The sequence below is a fragment of the Colwellia sp. D2M02 genome (assembly GCF_018860755.1).
GTDB classification, from domain to species: Bacteria; Pseudomonadota; Gammaproteobacteria; order Enterobacterales; family Alteromonadaceae; genus Colwellia; species Colwellia asteriadis.
This window is the reverse complement of sequence record NZ_JAHKPW010000071.1, coordinates 1-14,063: the sequence shown is the minus strand read 5'-3', so window position 1 is coordinate 14,063 and position 14,063 is coordinate 1. Positions and strand designations below refer to the sequence as shown.

At 38.2% G+C, this 14,063-nt stretch carries 12 protein-coding genes and 1 pseudogene; 6 read left to right on the top strand and 7 right to left on the bottom strand.

Features of this window, described 5'->3' with window-relative positions; translation table 11 throughout:
- A pseudogene (locus KO495_RS17590) lies at nucleotides 1–276 on the top strand (hypothetical protein).
- Here KO495_RS17590 and KO495_RS14310 read toward each other — a convergent pair.
- The 3 genes from KO495_RS14310 to KO495_RS17585 form a co-directional block, all read right to left on the bottom strand.
- Nucleotides 260–997, bottom strand: a complete 738-nt coding sequence (locus KO495_RS14310) for a response regulator (protein ID WP_289847631.1) — start codon at nucleotides 995–997, stop codon at nucleotides 260–262. The pseudogene KO495_RS17590 and the gene KO495_RS14310 overlap by 17 nt on opposite strands.
- A 111-nt stretch (nucleotides 998–1,108) precedes the next feature.
- Nucleotides 1,109–1,567, bottom strand: coding sequence for a DUF3019 domain-containing protein (locus tag KO495_RS14305; protein ID WP_215981091.1), 459 nt, complete (start codon nucleotides 1,565–1,567; stop codon nucleotides 1,109–1,111).
- Between the two features lie 10 nt (nucleotides 1,568–1,577).
- Entirely contained in the window at nucleotides 1,578–2,801 is a 1,224-nt protein-coding gene (locus tag KO495_RS17585; RefSeq protein WP_252738982.1) for a MipA/OmpV family protein, read from the bottom strand.
- A gap of 447 nt (nucleotides 2,802–3,248) precedes the next feature.
- Between KO495_RS17585 and KO495_RS14295 the strand changes: the two genes are divergently transcribed.
- Together KO495_RS14295 and KO495_RS14290 are read left to right on the top strand one after the other, a co-directional pair.
- Nucleotides 3,249–4,874, top strand: coding sequence for an AbgT family transporter (locus KO495_RS14295; RefSeq protein ID WP_215981090.1), 1,626 nt, complete (start codon nucleotides 3,249–3,251; stop codon nucleotides 4,872–4,874).
- Between the two features lie 288 nt (nucleotides 4,875–5,162).
- Nucleotides 5,163–7,235 (top strand): M13 family metallopeptidase, encoded by a 2,073-nt coding sequence (locus KO495_RS14290; protein WP_215981089.1) that lies wholly within the window; start codon nucleotides 5,163–5,165, stop codon nucleotides 7,233–7,235.
- A gap of 164 nt (nucleotides 7,236–7,399) precedes the next feature.
- Here the strand turns inward: KO495_RS14290 and KO495_RS14285 are convergent, their stop codons facing one another.
- From KO495_RS14285 to KO495_RS14275, 3 genes are all read right to left on the bottom strand, one after another.
- Nucleotides 7,400–9,490: a S9 family peptidase gene (locus KO495_RS14285; RefSeq protein WP_215981088.1), complete on the bottom strand. Its 2,091-nt coding sequence runs from the start codon at nucleotides 9,488–9,490 to the stop codon at nucleotides 7,400–7,402.
- 325 nt (nucleotides 9,491–9,815) lie between these two features.
- Nucleotides 9,816–10,001 carry a DUF3545 family protein gene (locus KO495_RS14280; protein WP_215981087.1) on the bottom strand — a complete coding sequence of 62 codons (186 nt, stop codon included), beginning with the start codon at nucleotides 9,999–10,001 and terminating at the stop codon, nucleotides 9,816–9,818.
- Between the two features lie 144 nt (nucleotides 10,002–10,145).
- Nucleotides 10,146–10,604 (bottom strand): DUF1456 family protein, encoded by a 459-nt coding sequence (locus tag KO495_RS14275; protein ID WP_215981086.1) that lies wholly within the window; start codon nucleotides 10,602–10,604, stop codon nucleotides 10,146–10,148.
- 231 nt (nucleotides 10,605–10,835) lie between these two features.
- Here KO495_RS14275 and KO495_RS14270 point away from each other — a divergent pair, with 231 nt between their 5' ends.
- Nucleotides 10,836–11,672: a mechanosensitive ion channel domain-containing protein gene (locus KO495_RS14270; protein ID WP_215981085.1), complete on the top strand. Its 837-nt coding sequence runs from the start codon at nucleotides 10,836–10,838 to the stop codon at nucleotides 11,670–11,672.
- 158 nt (nucleotides 11,673–11,830) lie between these two features.
- On the opposite strand, the gene KO495_RS14265 is transcribed toward KO495_RS14270, so the two are convergent.
- On the bottom strand, nucleotides 11,831–13,027 hold the full coding sequence (locus tag KO495_RS14265; protein ID WP_215981084.1) for a DEAD/DEAH box helicase: 1,197 nt from the start codon (nucleotides 13,025–13,027) through the stop codon (nucleotides 11,831–11,833).
- A gap of 399 nt (nucleotides 13,028–13,426) precedes the next feature.
- Here KO495_RS14265 and KO495_RS14260 point away from each other — a divergent pair, with 399 nt between their 5' ends.
- Nucleotides 13,427–13,687 carry a DnaJ domain-containing protein gene (locus tag KO495_RS14260; RefSeq protein ID WP_215981083.1) on the top strand — a complete coding sequence of 87 codons (261 nt, stop codon included), beginning with the start codon at nucleotides 13,427–13,429 and terminating at the stop codon, nucleotides 13,685–13,687.
- Between the two features lie 10 nt (nucleotides 13,688–13,697).
- Nucleotides 13,698–14,063 (top strand): hypothetical protein (locus KO495_RS14255; protein WP_215981082.1); only part of this gene is annotated, 366 nt, incomplete at its 3' end.

Sequence of the window (14,063 nt, the reverse complement as noted above, 5' to 3'; positions counted from 1 at the left end):
GTGTGTTGCCTAGTCATTCTAAGCAAATACTGTTCAACAAAGCGTAAAACGCTTTTAGCCGAATCCTTCGGACAGCGTTTGTTGGTCATTTTTACTGCGTTATCGCCTTTTTAGGTAGAATAACTACATTACAAAGGCTCTTCCTTGTATAAATACCCAACAAAAAGCTGCAAAAACAATCTCGAAAGTTCAACAGCCCCTAATAATATTGCAGTTGATATTGTGTCGTTAGCTAAACCAAATAAAGTTAGTCTTTTCTTTACCAACCATCATTAGCAAAGAGGTAACCTTTACCCCAAATAGTTTTTATACGATAAGGCTCTGCTGGATCATCATTAAGCTTTTTGCGTAACCGTGAAATACGTAAATCAATAGAGCGATCAAAGCCATCATAGTCAAAGCCTCGTAAGTGCGTTACTAACGCTTCACGCGATACGACTTGTCCGGCACGTTGTGCAATAAACCATAAAACATCAAATTCATTCGACGATATTTTTACTAAATTACCATCATGCATTACGCTACGAGTTTGCTCATTTATAGTTAAACCACTAAAGGTTAATATTGTGCTGGTTTCTTTTTCAACTAAGGTTTCGCTAGTTTCATCAGGCTGGCTATTATTGTGTTTACTGACTTCTTCACGGCGAAGAAATCCCCGTATACGCGCCAATAATACCCGTGCTCTAACGGGTTTAGTTATATAATCATCAGCACCCATTTCAAGCCCTAACACTTCGTCAATTTCTTCATCGCGAGCGGTGATCATAATAATAGGATTGGTAAAGGTATGACGAACCGCCTTACATATATCAAGCCCATCCATGCCTGGTAGCATACCGTCAAGCAAGACAATGTCAGGATTAAGTGATTCAATCAGTGAAACTGCCTCATCACCACGGTGACAAGTGGTAACCTCAAATTCACGCGCAATTAAATAATCAGCTATCCACTGTGCTAGCTCTATATCATCTTCAACCAATAATATATGTGCTGCCATACTTGTTACCATGTACTACCAATCCTATTTAACTTGAACTTGAACTTGAGATATTAAACTCAAGCCCCTCTAAATGATGAAATCAGAACTCAAAATATAAAATAATATGACTTAAAACAGCCGCCACGATGTTCTCGGCTGTCCTTTCTTTTTATGCACCCAAGCCATTTTAACAACAGATGTAACTAAAGGTTGTGTGGCATTTTGCTGCTTCAAGTGAAAGGTTAAGTTAACTTTTGTATTGAATGCTTGAGTAAACTGCCCTTCGCTAACATTGCTCCAACAGCGTAAAGAGTTTTCTTGTGCTGAGCTATACAAACAATAATCACCTGGTACATCAACTTGCCATGTTAGCTCTACTGCAACGTAACAAGACTGTCCTTGCGACATTGCCACACATTGCTCAGGACTAATATTCATTAATGCTTTAATATCACTGGCATAAGTAACGAAGCTTAGTGGCACTAATAACATCATCAAAAATATATTTTTCAGCTGATATTGTACACGACGTATGAGCGCTAAACGATTAACGTTAATAACCTCAGTTGTTTTTTTAATGAGTGTCATCAAATCACTCCTAAAAAACATACGTGAGTAAAACGCCAGCGCGATAGCCGTCGTTGATATTGTCTTGACGCATTAACGCTGAACGTTCTGATAATGCGTTATAGCCGACAAAACCGCCAAACACCCAGTCGGTTGTTAATGGGTATTCTACACCAACTTCAGCCGAGTAATTAATGCCATCACTAAACGATAAGTTATCATCTATAATGCTGATATTGCCATAACCTGCGTAATTGTAAGGCGTTACTTCTTCTGAGCGATATTGCATACCTAGGTTGGCATAATAGTTCCAGTTTCTAAACTGCCAATTGTGACTATATGATAACGACGCTTCAATACCGTCACTACCGTCATCGTTGCGACTTACTGGCGAGTATATGGCTTGGAATTGGCTATGCTCAAAAAAACCTGTAACACGTAAACCAGCACGTTCATCTTTATTTCTTGCTTGAATGCCTTCTAAACCTTCAATGCCACGTGTTGAGTATTGATAAAATAAATCGAACGACCAATCATCGCTGTTGTAGAAATTTAGCCCCCATGCAGGCATAGAGTACATACCGTGAATGCGACGTGTGCTAATACCGGGTGACTCAATAAACATTCCTAGTAACTGAATACGGTAGCTTATAGCAACGTCAAACTCCGCGTCACTACTATCATTGTTAATTAAGGTATAGTTATCACCAACGCTGCTAATGGCACTCACATCAAACTGCATACCGTCACGTCTATTCTCAAAACGAAAATCTATGTCTTCATCTTCACAGTCATAGTCATTCTTTAAGTTAGCGTTAGAATGACTTTCTAAATTGGAGTTTTTTTCTAGCTCTCCTTCATTATCACTTGTCGCCTCAAGCTTATTATGGTCATCAGCCTTTTTTGATTTTTTCAGGTTATTACAGCTAATTTTAATATCAAACTGTTCATCATCAGAGCAATCACCAAGACAAATATTAATGCTACTTTTATCGCTAGGATCAGCTTTAACGCTAATAAAGTCTTCACTAGCGTTTTCAGTACTTTCTGTATCTGCCGATTCTGCTAATTGTTTTTTTGTTTGAGTTGTTTCTTCTTTTGGCTCTTTAGTCGCTGGCTTCTTTTGTGCATTACTCTGTTCGGTGTTCTGCTCGACGCTTTGTACGGCAAACAATGGCGAGCTAAAAAAAGCACTCGTGGTGACTAGGCTAGCTGTAGCTAAGCTAACAAGAATAGTTTTGGTTGTATTTTTCATGTAATCCCTTGTGGTTTGCTTTTTGTTAACCGTAATACTATCCAAGGGCAGCAAGAATAGACGTAACACACATTAAGGGAATGTATCAATTTGTATCTGCACTGCCGATAAAAGTTACATTCTGCTATAAATTGGCTTTATATATTCTGGTGAAATAATTGCCATTCACTTAACTGAAAAAAGTAAAAAACATTAAAAAAACTTAAAAATCAATTAAATACTGTTTTATTAATCATATAAAACCTTTAACGGGGCAACATTTTATCAAAATAATTAAATAAAATAATCACCAACGGTTACCTGACAACACCCGTATTTCATCGCAGTGTACCTTTTGCTTAACTAAAAAACGAGAATATTGCCGCTAATTCAGGTAAACTCTGCGGTTTTTTATTCAAGCTACAATAATAAGTCGCAATTTATAGCGGCATGCGTAAGGAACAATCTATGTCATCAGAAAATCTTGGCTCCAGCACTCAGGGGCAATTAAATGAGTCAGAAAAAGAGCCTAAAAAGTCCGGCCTATTTAATCGCTTTTTAGCTGGCGTTGAATGGTTAGGTAACTTATTACCTCACCCTATCACTTTATTTGCTTGTTTTTGTTTAGCGGTTATTGCCATCAGTGGCATTGCTGGATTTTTTGAAATGAGCGTTGCCGACCCCCGTCCTATGGGGGCTCCTGGTAGAGAGGCTGATGGCATTATTGAAGTTATATCTTTATTTAATGCCGAAGGTCTACAACGTATTGTGGCGGGTCTAGTCACTAACTTTACCGGTTTTGCGCCTTTAGGTACTGTATTAGTAGCGCTACTAGGTGTTGCTGTTGCTGAGCGATCAGGGCTTTTGTCAACCGCAATGCGTGCGTTGGTTATGGACGCTTCACCTCGTATGGTAACAGTAACCGTAGTTTTTGCTGGTATTGTTTCAAATACAGCTTCTGAGCTAGGTTATGTAGTATTAATTCCACTTGCAGCGATGATATTCCACTCACTTGGTCGCCATCCTTTAGCAGGTCTTGCAGCAGCTTTTGCTGGTGTTTCAGGTGGCTACAGCGCTAACTTATTACTGGGGACTATTGATCCTTTATTAGCCGGTATTACCACGCCTGCTGCGCAAATGATTGACCCAACTTACCAAGTAGGCCCAGAAGCCAACTATTACTTTATGTTTATTAGTACCTTCTTAATCGCAATTTTAGGTGCTGTGGTTACTGAAAAAATTGTAGAGCCACGTTTAGGAAAATATGACGTTAATGAAGCTTCTATTGATTTAGCAGAACAAAAAATTGAAAAAATATCACCATTAGAGATCAAAGCATTAAAAGCCGCGGGTATCACTTTTGCTTTAGTGTGTGGTTTATTAGCACTCACGGTTATCCCTCAATTTGGCGGTATTTTATTACACCCTGAAACAGGTGAAATGAAAGGTTCACCTTTCTTAAAAGGCATTGTCGCTTTTATTTTTATTACTTTTGCCATTCCTGGTTATGTATACGGGCGTGTTGCGGGCACGATGAAAACTGATCGTGATGTGATTAATGCTATGTCTGCCAGCATGAATACTATGGGTATGTATATTGTATTAGTCTTTTTTGCTGCGCAATTTGTTGCCTTTTTTAAGTGGACAAACTTAGGCACGGTAATGGCAGTTAAAGGCGCAACCTTTTTACAGGCGCTGGGTTTAACTGGACCTGAGTTATTCATTTTATTCATATTAATGTGTGGCTTTATTAACTTAATGTTAGGTAGTGCATCTGCACAGTGGGCAGTAACCGCTCCTATTTTCGTCCCTATGTTAATGCTAATGGGCTATGCTCCTGAAGTAATTCAAGCCGCTTATCGAATTGGTGACTCAGTTACTAACTTAATAACCCCAATGATGAGTTACTTTGGTTTAATTCTCGCGGTCGCGGTTAAGTATAAGAAAGACTTAGGTATTGGTACGTTAATAGCAACGATGTTACCTTATTCTATGGTGTTTTTACTCGGCTGGACTGTTTTATTCTTCGTTTGGGTATTTGTACTCGGTATGCCTGTTGGCCCTGGCGCTGAGACCTACTTTCCTGCTAAGTAATTTATAATCCAAGTTACAGCGCACAATATATACAACAACTTGTTCGCTGTAACTTTTTAGCTCAACTCCCTACAAACATAAACCAACCAACAACACACTTATCTTAACGAGTAAATAACCCCACTGGTCGTATCTACTGTTGACTTTTTGGCTTGTTACTAGAATATGTACTTGTTTATTTCAAAATTAAGTACTTTCTGACGGCCAATCTAAATAATTATCAACTATAAAAGCGCCTTTGAATGTACTCAAAAAACCATAATATTAATAAAATAAAGGAATAATTTCATGAAAAAATCCTTAATAGCTATCGCATTAGCGACTACCTTTTTAGGCGCTTGCGGTACATCAACAACAGCTACTGACGAAAAAAAATCAGCTAAAACAGAAGTAACAGCAACAGCCGCTGAGTTAGGTAGCTTTGGTGTTGACTTAACGGCCCGTAACGAAGCAATAAAGCCAGGTGATGACTTCTTTATGTACGCTAGCGGCACATGGTACGACAACTACGTTATGCCTGCCGATAAAACCCGTTTTGGTGCTTTTACTGGTTTAGCTGAGCGCAGTGAAGAGCAAGTTAAAGAAATTATTGATGATATTGTTAGCCGTAGTGATTTAAATGCACAAGAGCAACTTATTGCTGACTTTTATAACGCTTATATGGATACAGAAACGTTAAACAAACTAGGTTTATCCCCGATTCAAAGCACGCTTGATCAAATAGCCGCCATTAAAAATACCGATGATTTAACCAAAGTATTTGGCGCGGCATGGTTAACTAGCACTAAATCACCCATTGGTGGTGGTATGTGGTTTAACCGTTTAGACCCAAACAAATATGAAATGTCGATGGGTGCTGGCGGTTTAGGTTTACCTGATCGTTCATATTATTTAGAAGAAAGTGAACGCTTTGTAAAAACACGTACCGCTTATGTGGCTCATATTGCACAAATGCTTGACTTAGCTGGTATTGAAAATAGCACTGCACGTGCCGAAGCTGTTTTAGCACTTGAAACTAAAATTGCTCAAGGTCACTGGCCACGTGAGAAACGTCGTAATCGCGATTTAACCTTAAACCAAATTAAACGTGCTGATTTAACCAAAGAGTACCCGGGCTTTAACTGGGATTTATACTTTGAACAAACAGGTTATAAAGTTCCACAATTAAATATCTCTCAACCTGAACCAATTAAGGCGATGATTACGTTAGTTAATCAAGAAGAGCTAAACGTTTGGCAGGATTACTTAACTTTCCACACTATTTCAGGTAATGCCGACTTACTTTCTGAAGATATTTATGCAACAAGCTTTGCATTTTACGGTAAAGAGTTAAGCGGTCAGCAAGAGCCTCGCCCTCGTTGGAAACGTGCTATTTCAGAAATGTCGGGTACTGAGTCATTGGGCTTTGCTATTGGACAAGTTTATGTGGGTCGTTACTTCCCTGAAAGCTCTAAAAAACAAATGGCTGAGCTAGTTGAAAACTTACGTACAGCACTTGGCCAACGCATTGATGGCTTAGACTGGATGGGCGAAGAAACTAAAGTTAATGCACACGCCAAACTTGCCGCGTTCAACCCAAAAATTGGTTACCCAGATGTATGGCAAAAGTACGACGGTTTAACTATTTCAAAAACTGACTTAGTTGGTAATATTACTAACCTTCGTCAATTCTTTAACGCTGATAGTGTTGCTAAAGAATTACAAAAAACTGACCGTAACCGCTGGGGCATGACACCACAACGTGTAAACGCTTATTACAACAGTTCGTTTAATGAAATCGTGTTCCCTGCAGCAATATTACAACCTCCATTTTTCGATCCAAATGCTGATGCAGCAGTTAACTACGGCGCTATTGGTGCAGTAATTGGACATGAAATGGGTCACGGTTTTGATGATCAAGGTTCAAAATCTGATGCAAACGGTATTCAACGTAACTGGTGGACAGATGAAGACCGAGCGGCGTTTGATGCAAAAGCCGACCAACTTGTTGCGCAGTACAATAAATACGAACCTATTCCAGATAACTTTGTTAATGGCCGTAATAGCTTAGGCGAAAATATTGGCGATGTGGGTGGTTTAGCCATGGCTTACCATGCTTATAAACTTAGCTTAAATGGTAAAGAAGCACCGGTAATTGATGGCGTAACTGGCGATCAACGTTTCTTCTTAGCATGGGCGCAAGTATGGAAAGAAAAGCGTACTGAAAAGAGCATGTTAAACCAATTACGCGGCGGTACACACGCCCCAGGTCGTTTCCGTGCACAAGCACCACGTAACCACGATGCATGGTACAAAGCGTTTGATGTAAAACCAGGTGATGCTTTATATTTACCTGAAGATGAACGTGTACGTATTTGGTAGTTTTGTATAAATAACTATTTCCACAAGTAAATGATGTAATTTATTATCTTGAGATCTGGTTATTTAGCCAAATAAAAATGCCCATCAGAGTTATCTGATGGGCATTTTTTATTATGTGTTTTTGTATTATGCTTCTGCGTTACAGCCTAAATTTCATCAACGTATTACTGCTGACTTATATTAGCTGTTTTATACTTTTCAAACCACGCTAAAGTATGTTCAATTTTGGTGATCATACGTGAGGGTTTACCAGCAATACCATGCGGCGCGCCTGGTACTTTAATCAATACTGTATCTATTTTTCTTAATTTCAACGCCTGATAATACTGCTCGGTTTGCGCCATAGGAGTGCGTAAATCTTCCTCACCTGTCATTAACATAGTTGGCGTAGTAACATTTCCTACAAGTGACATTGGCGAGCGTTTCCAGTAATGCTCAACATGCTCCCAAGGCATTCCCGGAAATTGTGTTGGTATTTGGCGTAAACCACTATCAGCGGTTAATACTTTACTTAGCCAGTTAATCACTGGTTTAACAACAACTGCCGCAGCAAATCGATCAGTTAAGCCAATGGCATAAGCTGTAGCAATACCGCCCGCTGAGCCACCTGCAATAAAGAGGTTTTTCTTATCAACAAAACCTAAGTTAATCATGGCATCAACGCCTGAATTATGATCTGCAAAGTCTTCTTTTGAGCTGTATTTATATTTTAATAACATCGCAAAACGCTCACCGTAAGAGCTGCTGCCACGGTGATTATCATAAAAAACCACATAGCCTTGCGCGGCAAAACGTTGTAGCTCTGCAGAAAAATGCGGGCCATAAGCTAAGTGAGGACCACCATGTATTTCTAAAATAAGTGGATATTTTTTACTAGCGTCAAAATTAGGCGGCGTAATATACCAACCTTGAATAGGCTCACCATCAAATGATGATTTGTAATTAATTTCATGTACTTTACCTAAACGTTTATGTGCTAATAAATCCTCATTAAGTGCAGTAAGTTGTTGTGTATTTTTATTACCAGCACGCTTAATGTTAATAATAGCAATATCCGCAGGTCGCTCACTACTACCTTGAGTAAACGCGATGACGTTTTCTGATGAAGCACTAAAGCTACCGCTTAAATAAGGGCGACCTAGTGTAGTGCCTGATAAGGTGTCGGTTAACTCTTTAATTTTTCCGCTAGTGCTAATCGTGGCGAGTTTACGTTTACCAAAGTCATCATAACTAAAAGCTAATGTCGATTTAGATACCCATTGTGGACTTAAAATAGAACGGTCAAAATCATTAGCGACTTCGGTAACTTTTTTACTTTTCCAATCCATAATACGCAATTTGGCATTACGGTATGGGTTTAAAGCATTCGATGTAGATAAAAAGGCTAACTGCTTACCATTAGCTGAAAATACAGGGTTAAACTCTTTACCGGCATTATCTGTTAGCTGTTTAAGCGCTCCACTATCAACACTGACTTGATACAAATTTCCCTCTAGTGACTGATATTCCCAGTCTTTAATGCGGTTAGCCGAAAACACAATACTGTCATTATTTTTACTCCAAGCTAATGTACCGCGATGATGAAAATTATCAAAAGTTAATTGACGTGGCGTACCACCTTCACTCGGTAGCACAAAAATTTGCTGGTAACCTGGCTTAACTAAACCGCGACCGTCTGACTGATAGTAAGCTTGGTCAATTACCACAACAGGTTTAGACCAAGTCGCCCCTTTGGGTTTTTTCGGCATTTTAGCAATCACGGTTGGCTTTTCCTCAACACGTTGGCTAAACGCCAGCCATTTGCCATCGGGTGACCAAGTTAAGCTACTAATACCTCCTTGAGTTTGACTCACTAATGCCGTTCTGTTTTGCGCAAGGTAATGAACATGAATTTGATAGCTCCCCGACAAATTACTAACAAAAGCAATTTTTTTACCGTCTGCTGACCAACGTGGTTGTGAATATTTTTTATTGTCGGAAAATAAAGGCAATTGCTGCTTTGACTTTACATCCACAAGCCAAAGGTTAGTGTTTTTGCCATCTTTCATAATATCGTTAGAGTTTCTAACGTAAACTATTTTGCTACCATCAGGTGATATTTGAGGGCTACTGGCATATTCTAGCGAGAAAATGTCTTCTGCTTGAAATAACGCATTAGCCTTTACTGAAAAAGCATTAGCTAAAGGTGAAAATAGTGAGCTAGTTGATATTACAGTTGTGATTAGTATTAACAGTACTCGCGATGAAAGCGGCATGAGTGAACTCCAAAATAAAGTAGTGAACTTTTATTATATAAAAATTTCACTGCAATACAGTGTTAGTTTATCCCATTTGCCTTGTTTAATGGCACTTTAGTCGTATTCATTAAAAAACAATGTATAAAAACATAAAGCTAAACCCAAAAAGCAATGTCTAAAGATGCTTTATACATTTAAAATATGCCACCAAAAATAAAAAAGTGCTAAATAAAAAACAAAAAAGCCAGTCGTCATGACTAGCTTTAAGCCGATAATAGCAAAACGCTTTAATAACTTATCTAATAAACTATTTAACCTGAGCTCAGGTTATTTAAGCAAAAACTTAATAAGAGTATTGCTCATACTCTTCCATTTCACGGCGTGAACGACGCTGCTCTTTAATGTTTTCAATTTCGCGCCATTTACGTTTACGAACAGCTTTCCCTTTGCTTTTTCGATCGTGTGCTGATAGTTCATCAAGGTTTTCACTATACATATCATCAAACTCTGCCCAGTTTTCATCATTCATATCAATACTCGCCTTTTGCATTATTTAACTATTTAAGCCCGTTTATGTACGGGTTACTTGACTATCGAAGCCAATAATTTAAGCGAATAATATGAATGTTTTTTTAACTGCTCATGACAGTTTAATGACAAAACTCAACACTATTTATTTACAGTGCTGAATCTTCAATCCCTTTAAAAATGCCGATAGTACATCATCAGGGCAATCACGGTAATGTTTGTGGTTAGCATTTCTGAAAAAAGCACTAAGCTCATATTTACCTAAACTTAACTCTGCCAATTCAAGCGTAGCAATAACGTCATCAGCTTTTAATGCCAGTGCTATTTTAACTTTATTAAAAATAGCGTTATTGTTGAGTGTTAACTCATTAGGCCGTGCAGGACCGTCTTGCTGTCCTCGTTTTTCAATAATTAAACCATTTAAAAAAGCCGCTAATTGCTCATCTGTTACAGTAACGTATGCAGAATCATTTTTTTCTATAAAAAAGTGATTCATCTCGTGTTCAGAAATATGGCAACCTGTTAGCGTACAAATCGCTTTAATTTTTGCATTATCGAAATTAAAAATAGTAGCAATGCGACGAAGAATATCATTATTTATCATTTGTATACCTAAAATTAGAGCTAACATAAAGCCCAAAAAACGTTGTATTTACGTTAACTTAGCACTGGAGAAAATAGTCTGATGCTTTACGTAAATAAAGATACTGCAAGTATAACCGACCTTGACACATTACGTTATTAGAATATTTATAAAGAGATTGCCAAATATTTGTAATTTTTTGTAATACGGATAAAATAACCGAGACTTTAATCATTGCCACAAGGATATTCAATGAGCACTATCGACAACTCTGTTTCACAAGTTGAAGCACTATCAATGAAAGCATATGAGCTAGGGTTAACCTACGCTCCTAAGCTAGCACTCGCTATTTTTACTTTACTTATCGGTTTATGGATAATTAGTGGTGTTAGTAAGCTAGTAAAAGTATCAATGAAGAAGTCAAAAGTTGACCCTACATTAATACCCTTTATGAGCAGCTTAGTTTCTTGGTTATTAAAAGTATTATTATTTATTTCTGTTGCTTCAATGATAGGTATAGCAACTACGTCATTTATTGCTGTTTTAGGTGCCGCCGGTTTAGCCATTGGTTTAGCCTTACAAGGTAGTTTAGCTAACTTTGCTGGTGGTGTATTAGTAATGATATTCAAACCTTACAAAGTGGGTGATTTGATTGAATCACAAGGCCATTTAGGTGTGGTAAAAGAAGTACAAATTTTTAATACTATTTTATTATCGCCTCAATCTAAACGCATTATTATTCCTAATGGTGCTGTATCTAACGGCTCTATTGTTAACTACACCGCTGAAGGTAAAATTCGTGTTGATTTAACCATTGGCGTTTCTTATGGCGCTGATATTGATCAAACTAAAGCCGTATTAATGGATGTGTTAGTAAATAACGACAAAGTAATGCAAACCCCTGCTCCATTTGTTGGCGTAACTGAAATGGCTGATAGCTCTGTTAACTTTGTAGTAAGACCTCATTGTAAACCTGAGCATTACTGGGATGTATACTTTGGCGTGAACGAAGCAATGAAAAAAGCGCTTGATAAAAACGCAATTGCTATTCCGTTCCCGCAACGCGATGTACATCTTATTCAAGCGTAAGCTGTATTGTTATAGATACTTATATAACGATACTTATGCAATTATGCTTGTATAACGAGATTAGCTTTACATACTGGTATTAGCGCTTAATACCGGTTACAAAAAAGCCGTTAGTCTTTAATGACTAACGGCTTTTTTATTTATAGAGTCTGTCCTTTCTAGCGCTTATTTTTCGGTACGTAATTTAAAATTGACACGGGAACTACTTTTTTCACCGGAAACTCTGCAAATTCTTTACGTGTAATGACGTGCCCTAACCTACTTTCAATAGCACATAAGTTTCTAAAGTTATCTTTAGCCACAAAAGAAATGGCTTCACCACTTGCGCCCGCTCTACCTGTTCGGCCAATACGGTGAATATAATCATCAACCTGATCGGGTAAATCATAGTTAACCACACGGCTTAAATCACCAATATCAATACCTCGCGCAGCAATCCCCGTGGCAACTAAGAATTTAATTTTACCTGCTTTAAAGTCTGCTAATACTTGCTCTCGTATCGCTTGAGTTCTACCACTGTGAATCGACTCTGCAGCAATTCCGCGTTTTTCTAACTGGCTCACCAACTTTGCAGCACCATGCTTAGTTTCAATAAAAATAAGTGCCTGCTGCCATTGCTGCTCTTTAATCAAATAACTGAGTAATGCTGACTTATTGGTTTTATCAACGGTGATCAGCCATTGTTCAATATTAGGTTTTGAGGGGCTATTTTTTGCGATACTAATTTCAACGGGCTGATAAATAGCCCGTTTGGCGAGAGCCCTAACATCCTCTGACAAGGTAGCTGAAAAGAGTAAATTTTGACGTGTTTTAGGTAGGCGCTCTAAAATTTTATTAATATCGTCAATAAACCCCATATCAAGCATTCTGTCAGCTTCATCAAGAATTAAAGTTTCAAGTTCATCAAAATGTAATGCTCGCTGATGCGCCATATCTAACAAACGACCTGGCGTTGCCACAACCACATCAACACCCCAAATTAAAGTTTGTTTTTGTGGCTGAGAGTCAATACCACCGTACATTGCCATAGAGCTAATCGTTAACTGCTGACCATAGCTTTTAATACTCGCCTCGACTTGTACCGCTAATTCTCGCGTTGGTACCAAAATTAATGCACGAATGCGTTTTCCGCGAATTTTATGCCCTTGACTGGCATGAGCAGCATAAAGCTTTTCAAGTAATGGCAACACAAAACTTGCTGTTTTACCGGTACCCGTTTCAGCGGCCGCTAATAAGTCTTTCCCTGAAAGTACAACCGGTATCGCTTTTTTTTGGATCGCTGTTGGCGTTTTATAACCAAGCGCTTCAACTGCTTTTAAAATAGGAGCAGACAATCCTAGTGTAGAAAATGACATTCAGTGTGTAGCCTCAAGCGTGCAATCAGCTCAAATATAGCTAATTATAATTAATGGAAAATTTTTGATGAAAGTGGAGGTCAAATAAAGTGGCTCAGTATAACAGAAAAGGTACATCCACCAATAACTATAGGCCTGATTGGCCTGTCGAAGCCAATTTGGGCTTTACTGTTTAAAGACAGCAAAAATTATTGTTAGAAATGATAGTACCGAGTGTAGCTTAGTTACGCTCACTACATACCTCCAACGAAAGTACTTCCAACGAAAGTACTTCCAAAGAAAGTACTCTCTGAAGATAATGATGTTCAAAAGCACTAAGCAAAGGTAAAATAACGCGATTGTGTAAATAAGCTATATTAGCTTCTATTAACTTCCCCATATAATGAGTACTTACCTTCTATGGATCATTTTGAATTGTTAGGTGTTACCAGAACATCAACGACCGTCGAAATAAAAAAAGCCTACCGCAAGTTGGCAAACAAATACCACCCTGATAGAAATGACAGTGTTGAAGCAAAAGAAAAATTTCAATTAATTCAAAAAGCTTACGACGTTATTTCGGATCCTAAAAAACGCTCACTTTACATTAAGAGCAACTACACTGTTATTACCGACCCAAGAGAAATATCTGATTCCTTTTGGCATAATGCCCTATTGTAGGAATTACACCATGCAAAATGAAACCACAATTCCCGACTACCTCAGTGAAGATTTTTTTCTTTATTTAGAAAACATGGAATCGTTAACTGATCCTGAAAACCCTGATCTGCTAGGTAATTACTTAAAAGTACTCGCGAGTCAACTCAGCCAAGATAGCTCAATATTTACCGGCCTAATTGACCAATTAGCCATGGCAATTAATCCGAGTATTCGCATTAACTCAAAAGAGCTGGCAAAATTAGACTTAAATCAAGAGCCTAATTGGTCTGATGTTAAGCCTTTCGTAGGTGTACACGCTAATGCCAGAGCAACAATAACTGAATTAATGAATCACTCTGAGCAAGCACTAAAAACGGCCGTATTGCTAAATCACTTT

Coding starts and splice junctions, on each gene's coding strand:
- KO495_RS14305 (WP_215981091.1), bottom strand. CDS start 1,567: ATGACACTCATTAAAAAAACAACTGAGGTTATTAACGTTAATCGTTTA.
- KO495_RS14270 (WP_215981085.1), top strand. CDS start 10,836: ATGAGCACTATCGACAACTCTGTTTCACAAGTTGAAGCACTATCAATG.
- KO495_RS14280 (WP_215981087.1), bottom strand. CDS start 10,001: ATGAATGATGAAAACTGGGCAGAGTTTGATGATATGTATAGTGAAAAC.
- KO495_RS14310 (WP_289847631.1), bottom strand. CDS start 997: ATGGCAGCACATATATTATTGGTTGAAGATGATATAGAGCTAGCACAG.
- KO495_RS17585 (WP_252738982.1), bottom strand. CDS start 2,801: ATGAAAAATACAACCAAAACTATTCTTGTTAGCTTAGCTACAGCTAGC.
- KO495_RS14285 (WP_215981088.1), bottom strand. CDS start 9,490: ATGCCGCTTTCATCGCGAGTACTGTTAATACTAATCACAACTGTAATA.
- KO495_RS14290 (WP_215981089.1), top strand. CDS start 5,163: ATGAAAAAATCCTTAATAGCTATCGCATTAGCGACTACCTTTTTAGGC.
- KO495_RS14265 (WP_215981084.1), bottom strand. CDS start 13,027: ATGTCATTTTCTACACTAGGATTGTCTGCTCCTATTTTAAAAGCAGTT.
- KO495_RS14260 (WP_215981083.1), top strand. CDS start 13,427: ATGGATCATTTTGAATTGTTAGGTGTTACCAGAACATCAACGACCGTC.
- KO495_RS14295 (WP_215981090.1), top strand. CDS start 3,249: ATGTCATCAGAAAATCTTGGCTCCAGCACTCAGGGGCAATTAAATGAG.
- KO495_RS14275 (WP_215981086.1), bottom strand. CDS start 10,604: ATGATAAATAATGATATTCTTCGTCGCATTGCTACTATTTTTAATTTC.